Source organism: Pseudomonas sp. GW821-FHT10C09 (assembly GCF_059415465.1).
In genome coordinates, this window is the sequence record NZ_JBWKNG010000015.1 from 70,300 (window position 1) to 88,856 (window position 18,557).

19 protein-coding genes are annotated in these 18,557 nt (G+C 60.6%); 10 read left to right on the top strand and 9 right to left on the bottom strand.

Annotated elements, in window-relative coordinates:
- Nucleotides 1-64: 64 nt before the first annotated feature.
- Entirely contained in the window at nt 65-1,486 is a 1,422-nt protein-coding gene (locus tag AC07N8_RS17105) for a M15 family metallopeptidase (protein WP_493144946.1), read from the bottom strand.
- A 145-nt stretch (nt 1,487-1,631) separates the two neighbouring features.
- On the opposite strand from AC07N8_RS17105, the gene AC07N8_RS17110 reads away from it, so the two are divergent.
- From AC07N8_RS17110 to AC07N8_RS17125, 4 genes are read left to right on the top strand one after another with little or no spacing between them, the layout of a single operon-like run.
- Complete coding sequence (locus AC07N8_RS17110) at nt 1,632-2,624, top strand: NAD-dependent epimerase (RefSeq protein ID WP_493144948.1); 993 nt, start codon at nt 1,632-1,634, stop codon at nt 2,622-2,624.
- A 29-nt stretch (nt 2,625-2,653) separates the two neighbouring features.
- A complete protein-coding gene (locus AC07N8_RS17115) occupies nt 2,654-3,394 on the top strand; it encodes a glycosyltransferase (protein ID WP_483843286.1) in 741 nt (246 codons plus the stop codon).
- Nucleotides 3,391-3,669 (top strand): lipid-A-disaccharide synthase N-terminal domain-containing protein, encoded by a 279-nt coding sequence (locus AC07N8_RS17120; RefSeq protein ID WP_483843287.1) that lies wholly within the window; start codon nt 3,391-3,393, stop codon nt 3,667-3,669. Before AC07N8_RS17115 ends, AC07N8_RS17120 begins: the two co-directional genes overlap by 4 nt.
- Nucleotides 3,670-3,672: 3 nt before the next feature.
- On the top strand, nt 3,673-5,214 hold the full coding sequence (locus tag AC07N8_RS17125; protein WP_493144951.1) for an ArnT family glycosyltransferase: 1,542 nt from the start codon (nt 3,673-3,675) through the stop codon (nt 5,212-5,214).
- On the opposite strand, the gene AC07N8_RS17130 is transcribed toward AC07N8_RS17125, so the two are convergent.
- The 3 genes from AC07N8_RS17130 to AC07N8_RS17140 all read right to left on the bottom strand — a co-directional run bounded on the left by AC07N8_RS17130 (nt 5,186) and on the right by AC07N8_RS17140 (nt 8,010).
- Nucleotides 5,186-5,803 (bottom strand): LOG family protein, encoded by a 618-nt coding sequence (locus AC07N8_RS17130; RefSeq protein ID WP_493144953.1) that lies wholly within the window; start codon nt 5,801-5,803, stop codon nt 5,186-5,188. The genes AC07N8_RS17125 and AC07N8_RS17130 overlap by 29 nt on opposite strands.
- A gap of 104 nt (nt 5,804-5,907) precedes the next feature.
- Nucleotides 5,908-7,326 carry a MocR-like pyridoxine biosynthesis transcription factor PdxR gene (gene pdxR, locus AC07N8_RS17135; protein WP_493144955.1) on the bottom strand — a complete coding sequence of 473 codons (1,419 nt, stop codon included), beginning with the start codon at nt 7,324-7,326 and terminating at the stop codon, nt 5,908-5,910.
- A 75-nt stretch (nt 7,327-7,401) separates the two neighbouring features.
- Nucleotides 7,402-8,010: an FMN-dependent NADH-azoreductase gene (locus tag AC07N8_RS17140; RefSeq protein ID WP_493144957.1), complete on the bottom strand. Its 609-nt coding sequence runs from the start codon at nt 8,008-8,010 to the stop codon at nt 7,402-7,404.
- A gap of 202 nt (nt 8,011-8,212) precedes the next feature.
- Here AC07N8_RS17140 and AC07N8_RS17145 point away from each other — a divergent pair, with 202 nt between their 5' ends.
- The 3 genes from AC07N8_RS17145 (at nt 8,213) to AC07N8_RS17155 (ending at nt 9,486) form a co-directional block, all read left to right on the top strand.
- On the top strand, nt 8,213-8,665 hold the full coding sequence (locus AC07N8_RS17145; RefSeq protein ID WP_483843291.1) for a carboxymuconolactone decarboxylase family protein: 453 nt from the start codon (nt 8,213-8,215) through the stop codon (nt 8,663-8,665).
- A 66-nt stretch (nt 8,666-8,731) separates the two neighbouring features.
- A complete protein-coding gene (locus AC07N8_RS17150) occupies nt 8,732-9,052 on the top strand; it encodes a DMT family transporter (protein ID WP_483843292.1) in 321 nt (106 codons plus the stop codon).
- A 104-nt stretch (nt 9,053-9,156) separates the two neighbouring features.
- Complete coding sequence (locus AC07N8_RS17155; RefSeq protein WP_483843320.1) at nt 9,157-9,486, top strand: hypothetical protein; 330 nt, start codon at nt 9,157-9,159, stop codon at nt 9,484-9,486.
- A gap of 164 nt (nt 9,487-9,650) precedes the next feature.
- On the opposite strand, the gene AC07N8_RS17160 is transcribed toward AC07N8_RS17155, so the two are convergent.
- From AC07N8_RS17160 to AC07N8_RS17180, 5 genes are all read right to left on the bottom strand, one after another.
- Nucleotides 9,651-10,052 (bottom strand): heme-binding protein, encoded by a 402-nt coding sequence (locus AC07N8_RS17160; protein ID WP_483843293.1) that lies wholly within the window; start codon nt 10,050-10,052, stop codon nt 9,651-9,653.
- Nucleotides 10,053-10,073: 21 nt separating this feature from the next.
- On the bottom strand, nt 10,074-11,291 hold the full coding sequence (gene glcF / locus AC07N8_RS17165) for a glycolate oxidase subunit GlcF (protein ID WP_493144959.1): 1,218 nt from the start codon (nt 11,289-11,291) through the stop codon (nt 10,074-10,076).
- A 3-nt stretch (nt 11,292-11,294) separates the two neighbouring features.
- Nucleotides 11,295-12,359: a glycolate oxidase subunit GlcE gene (gene glcE / locus AC07N8_RS17170; protein WP_493144961.1), complete on the bottom strand. Its 1,065-nt coding sequence runs from the start codon at nt 12,357-12,359 to the stop codon at nt 11,295-11,297.
- Entirely contained in the window at nt 12,359-13,858 is a 1,500-nt protein-coding gene (glcD, locus tag AC07N8_RS17175; protein WP_483843296.1) for a glycolate oxidase subunit GlcD, read from the bottom strand. The genes glcE and glcD overlap by 1 nt, the downstream gene beginning before the upstream one ends.
- A gap of 175 nt (nt 13,859-14,033) precedes the next feature.
- Nucleotides 14,034-14,363, bottom strand: a complete 330-nt coding sequence (locus AC07N8_RS17180; protein ID WP_493144963.1) for a C40 family peptidase — start codon at nt 14,361-14,363, stop codon at nt 14,034-14,036.
- A 498-nt stretch (nt 14,364-14,861) separates the two neighbouring features.
- Between AC07N8_RS17180 and AC07N8_RS17185 the strand changes: the two genes are divergently transcribed.
- From AC07N8_RS17185 to AC07N8_RS17195, 3 genes are all read left to right on the top strand, one after another.
- Nucleotides 14,862-16,877, top strand: a complete 2,016-nt coding sequence (locus AC07N8_RS17185; protein ID WP_483843298.1) for an aminotransferase class I/II-fold pyridoxal phosphate-dependent enzyme — start codon at nt 14,862-14,864, stop codon at nt 16,875-16,877.
- A gap of 28 nt (nt 16,878-16,905) precedes the next feature.
- Nucleotides 16,906-17,688, top strand: coding sequence for a transporter substrate-binding domain-containing protein (locus AC07N8_RS17190; RefSeq protein ID WP_310265121.1), 783 nt, complete (start codon nt 16,906-16,908; stop codon nt 17,686-17,688).
- Between the two features lie 155 nt (nt 17,689-17,843).
- The gene (locus AC07N8_RS17195; RefSeq protein WP_483843299.1) at nt 17,844-18,557 is read left to right on the top strand and encodes an ABC transporter permease; all 714 of its coding nucleotides are present in this window, start codon (nt 17,844-17,846) and stop codon (nt 18,555-18,557) included.

An 18,557-nucleotide genomic window follows, 5' to 3' on the forward strand; every position in this document is an offset into this window, starting at 1 on the left:
TTGGCTGCCCGCAAGTTGTAATAAAAGTGCTTCTCCAGTTGATTCAATCCAACCTCCACCAACATCACGGCAACGCCCACTCCTCACGAAACTGCTCGTACTGCACCTCCGGCATCTGCACCAGCAGCGGCGACTCGCGAGGGTCGAGCCACTTGAGCAACGCAGCAATATCCCCCTGATCCATGGCCGTACAGCCCGCCGTCGGCGAAGCGGGGCCGCGCCAGATGTGGAAGAAAATGCATGAGCCCGAACCCGCCGTGGCCGGGGTGTTGTGCTCGATGAAAATGCCTTGGCGATAACCCTCTTCGTTGCGCATGTGCTCCGAGCTGTTCCAGTCTGTAGCCATCGCTGCGCCGTCGACCAGTTTGTTGTACTGACTGGATTGGCTGTCATCCACGCATTCGAGGGTCGGTGTCAGCGCGAGGTAAGGCAGGTGGCTGTCGACAGTGGTGTCGAAACCAAACGCCGTCCCCAGTTTGAAGATCCCCGCGGGTGCTTTTCCATCGCCTTCGCGTTTGATCGGGCCTTCAACATCACCCAGCCTGCTCACGCCTTTGCCCCAGCCCATACCGTTTTTGCCGACGACGACGGGAAAGGCATCGCCGTACTTTCGAAAGGTTTTCCCCTCACGTTCATAGCGCTGCGCGGTGCCCTGAATGTCATCCCAGTTTTTGCTGGTCACCACAATCAACTGACCGCTGCTGCCGATAGTGTCGCTGGCGCTCATCGGTGTAATCGGGAAGTCCATCACATCCTTCGGCGCGCCCTCGCCACTTAACGTGAAGTGCCACCATTCCTTCGAATACCCGGCAAACCCTTCTTTCTCCATGGCGCTGCTCAAGCGTTGGCGGTTGTCCTTGGCGGTGGCGTTGATCGTCGGGTTGGCGGTATGTGCGCGCTCGTCGAAGCAATCGAAACCGGTGCCCATATCCAGGGCGCCGTCGTGCCAGCGCTGTTCATAGGGCGCGGTGCAATCAACTTGTGTCGCCGTCGCAGTCCAGATGTCGGCCGGCAGCGCATCGGGGCCGATCAGCGTCAGGTCCACGGTTGAGCCCTTGGAGTGTCCCGACACCCGCGCCACATAACCCAGGCGCCAGAAGTCCTGCTTGTCCACGCGTGGATAGAACTCGGCCTTGTGCGGGTCACCCGGTTCTGTCGCGAAGCGCCCCATGTCGGCGACGGCGCGGCTGGGTCGATAGCAGTCGAATACCTTCAAACCGTAGCCTTGCGTGCGCAGTTCCGCCTGGACCCGGGCGAGGGCCTTGGCGGTATCCACGGACAACAGGCATTCGGCAGCCTCGTAACCGTCGAGCCGGTGCCCGGTGAAATTGTGGGCGCTGGCGTAGCGCATGTCCTGTTCGATGCTTGGGTCGATGGTGCGCAAATACACCATGTTCGCAGGTCTTGGTTCGGCACTGGCGATGCCGCAAATGACAAGGCTTATCAGTGCCGCCAAGACGCGATTCCGTACGCTTGTCGCCTTCATACAATTTAAATAAATACGTAACAAGATTTCACCATTGGACAGGCAGGGTAACGGGGCGGCGTGTCAACGATGTCACGGGCCTCAAGGACTTATCAATGGCGCCGGGCATGAAGTTGAATCGGGCTTCGAATAATAATGAGGTGCTATGACTGTTCTGGTTACCGGCGCTGCCGGTTTTATTGGTTATCACACGGTTAAACGGCTGTGCCAGCAAGGTCTTGACGTCGTCGGTATCGATAACCTCAACGACTACTACAGCGTAGAGCTCAAACAGGCACGGCTCAAGGAGCTGGAGTCGTTGTCGGGTTTTCGTTTTCAGCGACTGGATATTGTCGATAAAGCGGCCCTGATGGGGCTCTTCCAAGAGCATCGATTCACCGAGGTCGTGCACCTGGCCGCTCAGGCCGGCGTTCGGTATTCGCTGGACAACCCCGATGTCTACGCGCAATCGAATCTGGTGGGCTTTGTGAATGTGCTGGAAGCCTGCCGGCACCATCGCCCCGAGCATTTGATCTATGCGTCGAGCAGCTCGGTGTATGGCACCAACAGCAAGATGCCGTTCAGTGTCGAAGACGCCGTCGAGCATCCGGTTTCGCTGTATGCCGCCAGCAAACGTGCGAATGAACTGCTCGCGCACAGCTATTGCCATCTCTACGGAATTCGCGCCAGTGGGCTGCGGTTTTTCACCGTTTACGGACCCTGGGGCCGGCCGGACATGGCGCTGTTCAAGTTCACCCGAGCGATGCTCAACGACGAACCCATCGACATCTATAACCACGGCGAAATGGCGCGGGATTTCACCTACATCGATGACATCGTCGAAAGCATCGTGCGCCTGCGGCCCAAACCGCCGACGGCGGACAGTGCCGGCGAGGGCGCCAACCGAATCTTCAACATCGGACGGGGCGAACCGATGCCGTTGCTGGCGTTCGTCGAGTGTCTGGAAAACGTGCTGGGCATCAAGGCACGGCGCAACTATTTGCCGCTGCAAGCGGGCGATGTGATCAAGACCTGGGCCGATGTATCGGCGTTGGCAGACTGGGTCGACTTCCGCCCGCGCGTGGCGGTCGAGACCGGTGTGGCGGAGTTTGTGAAGTGGTACCGGCACTTTTATCAGCGATCAAGCGTTCACCCTTGATACCAACCATTAGCGGGGGGGAGAACCCTATGAGCCAAGACATCTTCGTATCGGTCCTGATTCCGGCGAAAAACGAAACCAACAACCTCAAGCCCTTGATTGAGGAAATCCGTGCGGCGTTGGCGGATGAAGCGTACGAAATTATCGTCGTCGACGATGGCAGCACAGATGCCACCCTGCACGAACTGCAGCAGATCAAAAACAGCGGTTTGAGCACGCTGCGCATTCTGTGCCATGAACGTTCGTTGGGCCAAAGCACCTCGCTTTACCATGCCGCACTTGCCGCGCGCGGGCAGTGGCTGGCGACGCTCGACGGTGACGGCCAGAACGACCCGGCGGACATCCCCGGCATGTTGCAACTGGTGCGTGGCGGTCACGGTCCGGTCGACGTTCAACTGGTGGCCGGTCACCGTGTTAATCGCCGCGACACCGCCAGTAAACGCTGGGCCTCGCGCTTCGCCAACGGACTGCGTCGGCGCATGCTCAACGACGCCACACCGGACACCGGTTGCGGGCTCAAGCTGATCGAGCGGGCGGCGTTTCTGCGCTTGCCGTACTTCGACCACATGCACCGGTTTTTGCCGGCGCTGATCCAGCGTCACAACGGCCGAATGATCGTCCACCCGGTCAACCATCGCCCGCGTACCGCCGGGGTGTCCAAGTACGGCAACCTCGACCGGGCGCTGGTGGGCATTCTTGATCTGGTCGGGGTCTGGTGGCTGATCAAACGCACGCGCCTGAACACCAAGGCGCAGGAGATCGAAGGATGAACCTCTCCCGCGAAACCCTGTGGCTGGCGGTCGGTTTCATTGGCCAGATCGCCTTCACCGGCCGCTTTGTCCTGCAATGGTTGTACAGCGAATACCAGAAGCGCAGCGTGATCCCGACGAGTTTCTGGTACTTGAGCATCGTCGGCAGCACGCTGCTGCTCGCGTATGCCATTTACCGCCAGGACCCGGTGTTCATCGCCGGTCAGGCATTTGGCTCGATTGTGTACCTGCGCAATTTACAACTGATTGCCAAAAACACCCCGGCGAAGGAATGAGTCATGCGTAGAACGCTATCACCCGGTGTCGAGTGCCTGGGCCTGATGTTGCTGGCCCTGCTGCTGATCGGCGCAGGGTTGGGGCTGCGTCAGCCGCAGAATGTCGACGAGGAACGGTTCCTCGGCGTCGCTCTGGAAATGTTGCACAACAACGCGTGGCTGATTCCGCACCGGGCGGCAGAGATCTACGGTGACAAGCCGCCGATTTTCATGTGGACCGTGGCGCTCTTCACTTGGCTGACCGGCAAACCTGCAATCGCCCTTTATATTCCTGGCCTGTTGTCCGGCGTGACTGTTACGGCGGTGGTCTACGATTTGGGCCGACGTCTGTGGAACCAGCGCATCGGCCGGATCGCGGCTCTGTTGTATCTCGCTACCTATCAAACCTACAGCATCTTGCAGACCGGCCAGATCGACAGCTTTTTGGTGCTGTTCACCTCGGTCGGCCTCTACGGTCTTGCGCGTCACTTGTTGCTCGGCCCGGCCTGGCGCTGGTTCTACATTGGGTGCGCCGCCATGGGCGTGGGCGTGATCACCAAAGGCGTCGGGTTTGTCCCGGCGCTGATGTTGATTCCGTATGCCTATGCGGTGCGCAAAGACTGGCCCGGCGTGGTGGCGATGCCGGGCGAGGCGCGCAAGTGGTGGCTGGGATTGGCAGTGATGTTGGGCGCCACGGCGATCTGGTTGCTGCCCCTGGCGTTGTCCATCGTGCTCAATGGCGGCGCCGATGAAATCGCCTACGCCAAGGAAATTCTGTTGCGTCAGACTGCGGGGCGATATACCGCGGCCTGGGACCATCGCGAACCGTTCTGGTACTTCTTCGTTTACGTGATCCCGCAATACTGGCTGCCGCTGGTGCTGGCGCTGCCGTGGCTGGTGCCCGCGTGGCGTCGGCAGTTGCAAAAGCACGACGGCCGGGTGTTGGTGCTGCTGGGTTGGGTCCTGCTGGTGGTGCTGTTTTTCTGCATCAGCAGCGGCAAGCGCAAGTTGTACATCTACCCGGCGCTGCCAGGGTTGGTGTTGGTGGCGGCACCGTTGATTCCGTGGTTGCTCAAGCGTTGGTTCAGCCAGCGCCCGCGCGGTCGACAGGTGTTCCAGGCGGTGGCCGTGATCTGGTTTGCGCTGTGGTTCGCCCGTGGTTTCATCGAACCGGTCAGGGATGGGGTCAACCCGCATAACGCGATCATGGCGCAGGCTGCGACCCTGACCGGCGGCGCAGAACTGGTGCTGGTCGACTGGCGTGAGGGTCACTGGCTGTACGCCCGGCAACCGATTGTGCATTTCGGCATGGCCGGCTCCTCGATCGAGCAAGCGGCACAATGGCTGCGCGACCATCCCAAGACGTACGCGCTGGTCCCCGACGAGGAGCTGGAGAAGTGTTTCAACGCCCAGACCGCCCGTGAGTTGGGCGAAACCTCGCGTGCCCAATGGTCGGTTGTGGGGGCCGATGCGGATAACGGTAAATGTCATCCGTTGCCACCCGCCAACGTCTATCACTTCACCTGGAACGAGCGGGTCAATGAGTTGAAAGCGGCGCTGCGCTGACGGCGCCGATCCATTTGTTCACGGTGGGCGCCTGCCACTGCTCAAGCGCATCGATCAGCGCCGCCGGATCGGTGCTGAAGATCAGCATGTCGCGGTGTTCGGTTTTCATGAAACCTTCGTTCACCGCATGCTCGAGCAGGCTGCGCACCGGGTTGAAAAAATCACCAATGTTCAGGCAGGCGACACCTTTGTGGTGTTCGCCCAACTGAGTCAGCGTCGCGACTTCAAACAACTCCTCAAATGTCCCCAAGCCTCCCGGCAATGCGATGAACGCATCGGCGCATTCGCTCATGCGTGCCTTTCGGCTGCGCATGTCCTGGGTGACTTCATGCCGGGTCAGTCCTGGGTGCAGATGCCCGAGGTCGGACAGCAGGCGCGTGATGATGCCGACCACTTCACCACCGCCGGCGAGCACCGTGTCGGCCATCACGCCCATCAGGCCTTTGTCGGTGCCACCGTAGACCAGGCGAATGCCGCGCCTGGCGATTTCCCGGCCCAAGGCTTGGGCGCCCTCGACGTACGCGGGATTGAAACCGGTGTTGGAACCGGAGAACACGGCAATGCTGCGAAGTGGGGGAGGTGTCGGCATCGGATTTTCCTGGGAGCTGGATCAGCGCACAGGGTGTCGTCTCATCGGTCCGGGTAAAAGAGCCAAGAATGACCTGTTGAAGCGGGCCATGTTTGTCGCGACGTCTACAGCAACTCCAAAATACGTTTGCCCAGTTGTTCAGCCACCGCTTGCGAATCGATGTTGGCGAACCCGAGCAGCAGCGCCGATTCGGTCGTTTCATGCAGACGAAAGTCGGACAAGGCTTCGGCGTAGATCCCCGCCTGTTGCAGACGCTCGACCAGTGCGCGGTCGGACGTTGGCGCGGTCAGACGCAGAATCAGGTGCATGCCGCCCGGCAGCGCATCGATGCGAATGCGATCGCCCAGGACTTTCTTCAGCCCGCGCGCCGTGGCCTCGCGGCGTTCACCGTAGAGTTTGCGCATGCGCTGGATATGGCGAGCGAAATGTCCCTCGGTCACAAACGTGGCGACGATGGCCTGGGTCAGTTCCGGGCAACCACCGAGGAAGACCTGACCGACCTGTTCGAAGCGTTCGACCTGCGCCTCCGGCACCACCAGGTACGCGAGGCGGATGCCGGGAAACAACACTTTGCTGAACGTGCCGCAATAGAGCACCCGACCGTCGCGATCCAGGCTCTTGAGCGCCGGCAGCGGACGGCTGATGTAGCGGTACTCACCGTCGTAGTCGTCCTCGACAATCCATGCTTGCTGACGGGAGGCCCACTCCAGCAATTCGAGGCGACGTGGCAACGACAGCGAGACGCACAGCGGGCTTTGATGGGCCGGTGTGACGACAGCCGCGCGGGCGCCGGGTGTGCGCTGAATCCCTTGCGTGACCTGCATGCCGTCCGCATCCACGGGGACCGGGGCAACCTTGATTTGCAGGTATTCCAGCAATTGCCGGGTAGGCAGGTAGCCGGGGTCTTCGACGAGCACGCGGTCACCCGGTTTGAGCAGTGCATGAGTGATCAGCGACAGCGAGTTTCGGTAGCCAGAAGTGACAAACACCTGCGCGGGCGAGCAAGTGATGCCGCGCGCCACTTGCAGGTAAGTGGCAATCGCCGAGCGCAGCGAGTCCAGCCCGTACACCGACGGGTTGGCCATGTCCGCCATCTGCGTGGCGCGAACACAACGAGCGCCGATTTGCGCCCAGACTTTCCTCGGGAAGGCATCCAGCGCGGGCAGGGCCATCTGGAACGGCAGGATAGGCGCCTTGTGCCGGATGGACTGGCTGCTCGCCGGACTGGTGGTTTGCGCCGCCCGCGCAGACAGCGCCTTGACGTTGATGCCCTCCGCCACAACCGTGCCGGCCTGACCGCGAGACTGGAGGAACCCTTCGGCGGTAAGGAGTGAATACGCGGTATCGATGGTGCCCCGCGCCAGTCCCAGTTCCTTGGCCAACGCCCGTGCGGCGGGAATGCGTTCGCCCGGCAGGAGCAAACCGTCGGTAATGGCGCTGCGGAACCGCCAGTAAAGCTGGCGGTAGATCGGTTCGCTGGAGGCCGGGTCTAGGGGTGAAAAGCGCTTGATCTGCTGGTTCATGGCTTCATATACCGCTCTCGATCAATGTGTTGCCTTTCAAAGTGCGCCCCTATTTTTGCCCGAGGAAGTTCAGGGTCATCGAAGCGCGGAAAAATGCGCTTCCACGGCTTGGTCTGTCTTGCTCCTGGCCAGCGCTACAGCCTGCGGACCCAAAGCGGTGCCTTCAACAGAGAAGAACGTTAGTGCATGCAGTCCGATCATGCCCAGAACCGCTTTGAGGTACGTCGTCAGGAAGTCTGGCTGACGCGGGTTTTCCCCTGAGAATCGCCCGCCCGATGACACGCCGATATAGACGGGACGGTCGCGTAGCACACTGGTTTTGCCCTGCGCGCCGACATTGAAGGTGCGGCGAACGCGAGCGATATGGTCGATCCAGACTTTCAGCGCAGCAGGGACGGTGAAGTTATGCATCGGGGTGCCAATGACCACGATGTCGGCACTTTCCAGCTCATCGATCAGCATGTCCGATTGGGCCATGGAACCTTCCCGGGACACATCGGCGGACGATTGTTGGGACAGTGCGTAATGCTCGTCGACTTGCGGTATGGCGTCGCCGCTCACCACCCGGTTGATCACGGTTGCGGTGGGATGGTTCTTCAGCAAATGAGCAATGATGTGGCTGGACAGGCGATAGCTTTCGGAAACCGCCCCGCGAGGGCTGCACGTTACGTGGAGGATGTTCATGGTTGGCCCCTTGATAAATGTACGTAGTCGAGGGGCCATTCTAGGCAGTGGATGACCCAGGCCAAAGGTCCAAGAAATGAGTAATGGAATGGACCATGAGCGGGTGGTTATGGCCCATGACGCAAGGCCGATCATGGACCTTATCAATTAGACCAAGACGCCGCACGATGGAGTCCCTTACAGCACACACGAAGGATTCATCATGAGCAACCGTCTCGACTACTCCAAGGCTGCACCCGATGGCTACAAGGCTTTTGGCGGGGTGTATGTCTACCTGCAAAACAGCGGTCTTTCCCACGAACTGATTGACCTGGTCTATCTGCGAGTGTCGCAAATCAATGGCTGCGCCTACTGCATCGACATGCATTCTCGCGATCTGCTCAAGCTCGGCGTCGCCGTCGAAAAACTGGTGTTGGTGCCGGTTTGGCGCGATGCCGGTGCGGTGTTCACGGCCCGTGAACGTATTGCACTGGGTTGGGCGGAAACGGTCACCCGTGTCGCTGAAACAGGCGTTCCCGATGCTGAGTATGAAGCGGCGGCGGCCGAGTTCAGTGATAAGGAATTGGCGGATCTGACGTACGCAATCGGGCTGATGAACGCCTTTAACCGATTCGGCGTGACGTTCCGTTCCACCCCCGCAGCGGCTCAACAGTAGAGCGCTCTCCCGGTTTCGCCAGGCGAACACGCCTGGCGATTCAACTTCTCTCACAGGACACTCAACATGGCATGGGCACTGCTCGGCATCGCTGGCATTCTCGAAATCGCATTCGCGTTCTACATGAAGGGCTCGGAAGGGTTCACACGGTTAGTCCCTGGACTATTGGCGGCCGCCACGGGCCTGTCGAGTGTCTTTCTGCTTTCACTCTCGCTACGGACATTGCCGGTGGGAACGGCTTACGCAGTCTGGACCGGTATCGGCGCGGCGGGCACCGCGATTCTGGGCATGGCGCTGCTGGGGGATGCCACCACGGCGCTGAGGATCGCGTGCATTGTGCTGATTCTGGCCGGTGTTATCGGGCTCAGGCTGGTTTCTGGAAGCTGAACCCGGTACCGGATTTTTTTCGCGGATAAGGCAAACTGCTGGCCCCGCTGGCGCAAAACAGTCGCCAAAATCACTTTATTTTCAGGTGGTTAGGCGGAATGCAATTGCGCAATGTAGCGATCACGATGATCTCGTTTACCCTGGCGAGCATGGCCGGCGCGGCCCAGGCCAGGGAGTTGGTGGCCAATGACCGATACATGTGCGACTGGGGCGCCGGGACGGCGGCCAGGGCCCAGGAACTGAAGTTGGCCGGGGTGTCGCTGTATGCCGCTCGCAAGAAGGTACAGACCTACAAGTTCAACAAACCGTGGATGCACATGATGGCCATGGGCATCACCGAGCAGACGTACGACAGCCCGTCGCGGTTCAAACCGGCGGCGGTGCGGCAGAGTTTTTATGAAGAGTGCATTCGGTACAAGTTGGCGCGCAAGTAAGTACTTCCGATGAGACGATGATCCTGTGGCGAGGGGGCTTGCCCCCGTTGGACAGCGCAGCTGTCCCATTTTTTTGGGCCGCTTCGCAGCCCAACGGGGACAAGCCCCCTCGCCACAAAAGCTCCCTCGCCACAGATTTGATAGGTGCCGAACCTTTTATGGCGTTACTTCAAGCACTGCGCCCCGGCCCTGGCCACTTGCGCATCCTGTTCGGACTTCACCCCGGACACGCCCACCGCGCCGATCACCTGGCCGTCGTGAACAATCGGCACGCCACCTTCAAGCGACGTCAGCAACGGCGCCGATAAAAAGGCGAACCTTCCCCCGTTGACCATCTCTTCATAACCCTTCGATTCCCGCCGGCCCAACGCCGAAGTACGCGCTTTTTCGGTGGCGATGTAGGCGCTGCTGGCCGCGCACCCGTCAAGGCGTTCGAGCGCCAGGGGATGGCCGCCGTCATCGACAATCACAATGGTCACGGCCCATTGATTGTTCTGTGCTTCAGCGCGGGCGGCGGCGAGGATCTGGCTGACTTCGGCCTGGCTCAGTACGGCTTTACTCTTCATGGCAATGGCTCCTAAGGGTGATCAGGGCAGGGCGGCTTCCACCAGTTCTATCCAGTGCCGGACCGGGGTTCGACCCGCGCCGTCGAGGTGGGACTGACAGCCGATGTTGGCGGTGACAATGATTTCGGGATGCCCGCTCTCCAGCGCATTCAGCTTGTTGTCGCGCAGTTGCCGGGACAGTTCCGGTTGAGTCAGCGAATAGGTGCCCGCCGAGCCGCAACACAAGTGGCCGTCGGGCACGGGTGTGAGGTTGAAACCCAGACGTGTCAGCAGCGCTTCCACCGCGCCACCGAGTTTTTGCGCGTGCTGCAAGGTGCAGGGGCAATGGAACGCCAGGCGCTGGTCGCTGTGGATGCCGAGGGTTTCCAGAGGTTCATCGCGCAGCACTTCGACCAGGTCCCTGGCCAGTGCGCTGACCTTTTTCGCCTTGTCGGCATAGGCCGGATCGCTACGGAGCAAGTGGCCATAGTCCTTGATGAATGCACCGCAACCGCTGGCCGTTTGCACGATGGCTTCAGCACCGTTTTCAATCGCCGGCCACCACGCATCGATATTGTGCCGTGCACGATCGAGGCCGGCCGTCTGGGCGTTGAGGTGATAATCGACGGCGCCGCAGCACCCGGCCTCGCGGCTCGGTAGGACGCCGATGCCGAGGCGATCCAGCACCCGTGCAGTCGCAGCGTTGGTATTGGGTGATAACCCCGGTTGCACGCAACCTTCCAGTATCAACACCTGCCTGGCGTGGCGCACCGTCGGCCGCGGTTTGGCCGGGTACACACGGCGAGGCAACTTGGCCTGCAAGATGTTCGGCAACAAGGCACGGAACACCTGACCGCTGCTGACCAGTACTTTGAACAATCCCGGATTGGGCACCACGCGGCGCAACCCTTCGCGCAACAAGCGTTGCTCGAGCGGGCGCGGTACGGCGGCGTCCACCACTGCGCGACCAATGTCGAGCAAGTTGTGGTAATCGACGCCGGAGGGGCAGGTGGTTTCGCAGTTGCGGCACGACAGGCAACGGTCCAGATGCTGCTGGGTTTTTTGCGTGACTTCATTGCCTTCCAGCACCTGCTTGATCAGGTAGATGCGACCTCTCGGCCCATCCAGTTCATCGCCCAGCAACTGATAGGTCGGACAGGTCGCATTGCAAAAACCGCAGTGCACGCAGGTGCGCAGAATGCTTTCGGCTTCTTCGGCGCGGGGCAGTTGGCGGGCCTGTTCGCTGAGTGTGGTTTGCATGGGTCAACACTCCGCGTACAGGCGACCGGGGTTGAAAATGCCCCGCGGGTCAAGTTGCTGCTTCAAGTTCTGGTGGTAGCGCATCAGTGCAGCCGGCAATGGCTGGAACGGGCTGTCGATCAGGCCGTGGCTGTAACAGGTCACATGCCCGCCGACCTCGCCGACGATCTTGCGAATGAACGCTGCCTGCGCCTCGGACTTGAGCCAGCGTTGTGCGCCGCCCCAATCGATCAGTTGAACGCCGGGCAGGGACAGTCGGGGCGTGTTATGGGGCAGGGACAAGCGCCAAAGGGGTTGGTCCTCATCAAAGAAACTCAGTCGATGTTCGTTGAGGTCCGCCCAATAGCCGGCGTCCAGCAACTCGCCGCCCAATCGGTCATGGGCCGCCGTCACCGAGCCTTCGCCGCCTTCAAGCCGCAGGTGCAGGCGTTGCCCGTCGTGGCACGCGGCGCTGATCGGCAAGGGCTGCTGGCCCCATTCCGCGAGGCGCAGCAAGGCGCGGTCGCTGTCCATGTCCAGGCTGATGCTCAGGCACTGACGCGGTTTGGGCAGCACCTTGAGCGACACTTCAGTCACCACCCCCAGCGATCCATAACTGCCGACCATCAAGCGCGACAGGTCGTAGCCGGCGACGTTCTTCATGACTTCGCCACCGAAGCGCAAATGCTTGCCGTGCCCGGTGATCACCCGCGTGCCGAGGACAAAGTCCCTGACCGATCCCGACCACGGGCGCCGAGGTCCCGACAAGCCGCAGGCAAGCATGCCGCCGACGGTGGCGCCTTCGCCGAAGGAGGGCGGTTCGCACGGCAGCATCTGTTGTGCGTCATCCAATACCTCAGCCAGTTCTGACAACGGTGTGCCGCAGCGGACGGTGATCACCAGTTCGGTCGGATCGTAGCTGACGATGCCTCGGTGGGTGCGCGTGTCGAGCACTTCGCCGGCGACGATGCGTCCAAGGAACGCCTTGCTGTTGGAGCCCTGAATGCGCAACGGCGTGGTGTTTTGCAGCGCCTGGTTGACCTGCTCCAGCAGCGCGGCACTGTCATCCATGTCGTATTCGCTACGCATCAGAAGCGCTCCAGATCAGGGAAGGGCAGTTGCCCCATATGCACGTGCATCGCGCCAAACTCGGCGCAGCGGTGCAGGGTCGGAATGTTCTTGCCGGGGTTGAGCAGGCCGCCCGGATCGAAGGCGGCTTTGACCGCATGGAACACGGTCAGCTCATCGCTATTGAACTGAGCGCACATCTGATTGATTTTCTCGCGACCCACGCCGTGTTCACCGGTAATGCTGCCGCCGACCTTCACGCACAACTCGAGGATCTTGCCGCCCAGGGTTTCGGCGCGGTCGAGTTCGCCCGGTTGATTGGCGTCGAACAAAATCAGCGGGTGCATGTTGCCGTCGCCAGCGTGGAACACGTTGGCCACCCGCAGGCCATATTCATCCGAGAGTGACGCGATAGCGCGCAGTACACCGGGCAGTTCGCGGCGCGGGATCGTGCCGTCCATGCAGTAGTAGTCCGGCGACAGGCGTCCCACGGCCGGGAAGGCATTCTTGCGCCCGGCCCAGAACCGCACGCGCTCGGCTTCATCGCGGGCCTGGCGGACTTCGGTGGCGCCGGCCTGTTCCAGCACCAGGCGCACGCGGTCGCAATCATCGTGGACGTCGGCTTCAACGCCATCGAGTTCACAGAGCAAAATGGCTTCGGCGTCGACGGGGTAGCCAGCGTGGATAAAGTCCTCGGCGGCGCGAATCGCCAGGTTATCCATCATCTCCAGGCCGCCGGGGATGATGCCGGCAGCAATGATGTCACCCACCGCGCGCCCGGCCTTTTCCACGGAATCGAAGGCGGCCAGCAGCACTTTGGCGGTTTGCGGTTTGGGCAGTAGTTTGACCGTGACCTCGGTGATTACCCCGAGCATGCCTTCAGAGCCGGTGAACAAGGCCAGCAGGTCAAGGCCGGGCGAGTCGAGCGCGTCGGAGCCCAGCGTCAGGTGTTCGCCCTCGACGGTCAGGATGTCGACCTTGAGCAGGTTGTGCACGGTCAAGCCGTACTTGAGGCAATGCACACCACCGGCGTTTTCGGCAACGTTGCCGCCAATGGAGCAGGCAATCTGCGAGGACGGGTCCGGCGCGTAGTACAAGCCAAACGGTGCAGAGGCCTGGGAAATGGCCAGGTTGCGTACCCCCGGCTGAACCCGCGCAGTGCGGGCAGCGGGGTCGATGTGCAGGATGTTGTTGAAACGCGCCATCACCAGCAGCACGCCTTTTTCCAGCGGTAATGCACCGCCGGACAACCCGGTGCCGGCGCCACGGGCAACCACCGGGACGTGCCGTTCATGGCAGACGCGAAGGATGCCCTGGACTTCGTCGAGGTGGCGCGGCAACACCACCAGCAGTGGCGTCGTGCGGTACGCGGAGAGCCCGTCGCATTCATACGGTTTGAGTTCTTCTTGCTGATGCAGGATGTCCAGATCCGGCAAGCGCGCTCGTAGCGCCTGGAGCAGGGCGGCTTTGTCGACGTCGGGCAATACGCCGTCGACGCGTTCATCGTAAAGAATATTCATAGCCTGATCGCGACCCTCGGTTGTTTTTATTAGAGGTCAGGTTTCGATGATAAGTCCCTCGCCAACGTTAGCTCAGTTGCGCACCAGAGCCGATTTGATTTTGATCCACCCCAAAAGAAAACGGGCGCCTTCAAGACGCCCGGTTCAATGTTCAATGTTGGACACCGTGAGAAACTCAAGCTTCGTTAGTGGATAAATCCTTGGCCCTGTCCATGACAACGATGGCGTCACCTCCGCCCAAGGACCTTGCCCCATGGGGCCAACGTGCTTTGACGAATCGATCTTTGCCCACCCAGGTCAGGCATACCTTGTCCGTTTGATTGCCACCGAGAATTCGATACGCACCACTGTCCTCACCCGTGTAGAACCCGACGTGCCCCTTGCCGCTGCTTTTCGATTCGCGCCAGAACACCATCACTGCACCCAGTCGCGGCTCCGTGGCGTCGCCAAATTTCTCCCATTGCCGTGCACCCAGAGGATTTGAAGGCAGCACTTCATCGGGCAAGGTCGAACCGATGCAATGCGCGACAAATCGTTTTTAATGGGGTTGGGGTTGCCGGCTCGAGTGCTGTGGCTAGTGGTGCGGGCCGCATATCTCGGTGCTTGTGGGTGGTAGAGGAGAGGGCGCCTGAACGGTAGGTCAGGTTGTTGTTCAGCAGTGTTTTGAGGTTATTTTTGTTGAGTTTTGCAAGTGTCTTGTTGACGTTACAAGTGCGTGATGATGTGTTTCAAGTTTGAACTGTTTTAGTTTGGGTTGCCTCGAACTTGTTCCCGTCGGGATAAACTTTTCTGTGATTGTTAATCGCTGTCTGGATTCAATTCCCGACCTTATCGTGCGACGTGCTGAAAACGGCTCGACTGTCGTGAAAACGACCTGTTTACGCTGATCGCGAAGCATCGCTACTTTTCTGTTGAACGACTGTTCAGCTTCGACTATGTTGATGTCCACCTCCCCGGCTGGTAGCGCGGGCTTGCGTTTCTTCAATTCGAACGAGGCACTGGCATGCGGTTTTCACCTTTTGTTGAGCGGATTTCAGGCGACGGTGTGGCCGCCTGGGATATTCACAATGCAGCCTTTGAAGCCCAGCGCCGTGGCGAGGATGTGATCATTCTCAGTGTCGGTGATCCGGATTTCCCCACGCCCGATTTCATCACCGATGCCGCCATAGAAGCATTGCGCGAGGGCGACACCCACTACACCGAGATCGCCGGTCGCCAGGCCTTGCGCGAAGCCATCGCCAACCGTTACAGCCCATTGTTCGGCCGTGAGGTGCAAGCGTCGAACGTGATCGTTGCGGCCGGGGCGCAGAACGCGCTGTTCATCACCTCGATGTGCCTGCTCAACACGGGCGATGAAGTGATTGCGCTGGACCCGATGTACGTGACGTACGAGGCCACGCTCAAGGCCTCCGGTGCAACGCTGGTGCGGGTGCCCTGCTCGGCGGACTCCGGGTTCAGGCTCGATGCCGCCGTGCTGGCCAAGGCCATTACCCCGCGCACCCGGGCGATTTTCTTCTCCAACCCGAACAACCCCACCGGCGTAGTGCTCAACCGCGAAGAGCTGCAAGCCATCGCCGACCTCTCCATCCAACATGACCTGTGGGTGGTGGTCGACGAAGTCTACGAAAGCCTCGCCTTCGAACGCGAACACCTCAGCCTCGCGGCGTTGCCGGGCATGGCAGAGCGCTGTGTGGTGGTCGGCAGCCTGTCGAAATCCCATGCCATGACCGGCTGGCGGATCGGCTGGATCGTCGCCGCGCCAGCCCTTATCGCCCACGCGGAAACCTTGGTGCTGAGCATGCTCTATGGCTTGCCGGGGTTTGTCATGGAAGCTGCACTCAAAGCGGTGCAGGCCCACGAAGACGTGACTCACGGCATGCGCGACATCTATCGCCGTCGGCGTGATCTGGTGGTCACGAGCCTGTCGAACTGCCCGGGCATTTCAGTGCTCAACCCTGATGCCGGCATGTTCGTATTGATGGATGTGCGTGACACCGGGCTGACCTCGCTGGAGTTCGCCTGGCGCCTGTTGCGCGAGGCGCGCGTGTCGGTCCTCGATGCAGCCGCGTTTGGCGAGCCGGCGCAGGGTTTTGTGCGGCTCTCGTTCACCCTCGGTGAAGAGCGACTGGCCCAGGCCTGTCAGCGGATTCGCGATTTTGTCCTGGTGCTGAAAGGTGAAGCGCCTCGCCCCGTAATCAGCCCCGTGACCAGCCGTGTTACCTGCGAGGCCACCGTTGCTCCGGTCACCACCAAGACCATGATTGAAGTCGATGGCCTGCACAAACGCTTCGGCAATATCGAAGTGCTCAAGGGCGTCTCGCTGACGGCCCGCGAAGGCGATGTGATCTCGCTGATCGGCGCCAGCGGCTCGGGCAAAAGTACCTTGCTGCGCTGCATCAACATGCTCGAAGTGCCGGACCAGGGACGCATTCTGGTGGACGGCGAAAGCATCAAGCTCAACCACGACCGTCCCGGCGCGCCGCTGGTGTCCGACGCCAAGCAACTGGTGCGGATCCGTTCGAGCCTGGGCATGGTGTTTCAGAATTTCAACCTCTGGCCCCATCGCACGGTGCTGGAAAACCTCATCGAAGCGCCGACCCAGGTCCTGCGTGAAAGCCGAGCCGAAGCCACTGAACGGGCTGAAGCTTTGCTGGAGCGCGTCGGGCTTGCGGCCAAGCGCAACGAGTACCCGGCGTTTCTCTCCGGGGGACAGCAACAACGGGTGGCCATCGCCCGGGCCCTGGCCATGCGGCCCAAGGTCATGCTGTTCGATGAACCCACCTCGGCACTCGACCCGGAACTGGTCGGCGAAGTGCTGCGGGTGATCCGCTCCCTCGCGGAAGAAGGCCGGACCATGATCCTGGTGACCCATGAAATGGCCTTTGCCCGCGATGTTTCGTCCAAAGTCGCCTACTTGCACCAAGGGCTGATCGAGGAAACCGGTTCGCCGGATGAAGTGTTCGTACACCCACGCAGTGAACGTTGCCGACAGTTCGTCAACGCACATCAGACTCGCTAAAAACATCATAAAAAGACGGGGAAAAATCATGGGAAATCGACGTTTGGCAAACTGGTTTACCGGCGCGGCCTGCTTGTTGCTGGCTGGCATGAGCGCGGCGCAAGCCCAACCGATCAGGTTCGCGGTCGCAGCCGAACCCTATCCGCCGTACACCGAGAAGCAGGCCAACGGTGAGTGGAAAGGCTTCGAAGTCGACCTGATCCACAAGCTGTGCAGCGAGATGAAAGCCGAGTGCGAGATCAAGGAAGTGGCGTGGGACGGCATCATCCCTTCATTGCTGGCGAAGAAGATCGACGTGATTTTTTCCTCGATGTCGGTCACCGAAGAGCGCGAAAAACAGATCGCTTTCAGCAAGGCTTACTACGACTCGGTGATCGCGATTGTCGGGCCCAAGGACGCGTCTGTTAAGAAGTACCCGGATGACCTCAAGGGCAAGACCATTGGCGTACAGAACTCCACGGTGAGCGCCAGCTACCTGAAGACGTACTACTCAAACATTGCCGACGTGAAGTATTACGACACCCAGGACTCGGCCAACGCCGACCTGATTGCCGGTCGCATCGACCTGATGATGGCGGACGGCACGGCCATGGCGGCGTTCGTCCAGACCCCGGATGCCAAGGACCTGGCCTACCTCGGCGCAGTGCCTTACGACCCGATTTTCGGCAAAGGCGTGGGCGCCGGTCTGCGCAAGGACGACACCGAACTCAAAGCCAAACTCGACACGGCCATCAAGACTTTGCTGGCGAGCAAGGACTATGACGACCTGTCCCAACACTACTTCGGCACCAGCGTGAAACCGGCGTTCTGACCTGAATAAAGATCCTGTGGCAGATGCAAAACCCTGTGGGAGTGAGCCTGCTCGCGAAAGCGGTATGACATTCACTAATGATGTCGACTGACACATCGCCTTCGCGAGCAGGCTCGCTCCCACTAGGTCCGGTGGTGCTTTAACTGGAGAGTGAAATGCCGGCAATGTTCGATTTGATCAATTTCAGCGAACAAGGATGGGGCAGTGCGCTGTTGAAAGGGCTCTGGATGACCCTGCAGATTTCCGCCGGGGCGTTTGTGCTTGGGCTCCTGATCGGGCTGGTGGTGGCCTGCCTCAAGCTGGGCGCACCCAAACCGATCGCGGCACTGATGCGCGGCTACACCACATTATTCCGCGCAGTGCCGGAGTTGTTGCTGATCCTGCTGCTGTACTACGTCGGTTCGATGCTGCTCAATTCGCTGATGGCGCAAATGGGCTACGACAGCGTGAATGTCAGCGGTCCGCTGGCGGCGATAGTGGTGCTGGGGCTGGTGCAGGGCGCGTACGCCTCGGAGATTTTCCGGGCGGCGATCCAGGCCATTCCGTTCGGTCAGATCGAGGCGGCCAAGGCGTTCGGCTTGAGCGGCTTCGGCCTGTTCCGGCGGGTCACGCTGCCGATCATGGCGCCTTACGCCATGGCCGGGATGGCCAACCTGTGGATCAACCTGATCAAGGACAGCGCCTTGATCAGCGTGGTCGGCACCAACGAGCTGCTGTACACCGCCAAGCAAGGCGCGGGCTCGACGCGTCACTACCTGTTGTTCTACCTCACCGCCGCGGCGCTCTATTACGCGGTGACACTGGTGTCCAACTACCTGTCTGGACGGCTTGAGCGACGGATCCGTCGCTGGATGCCTTTGGCTGAGTAA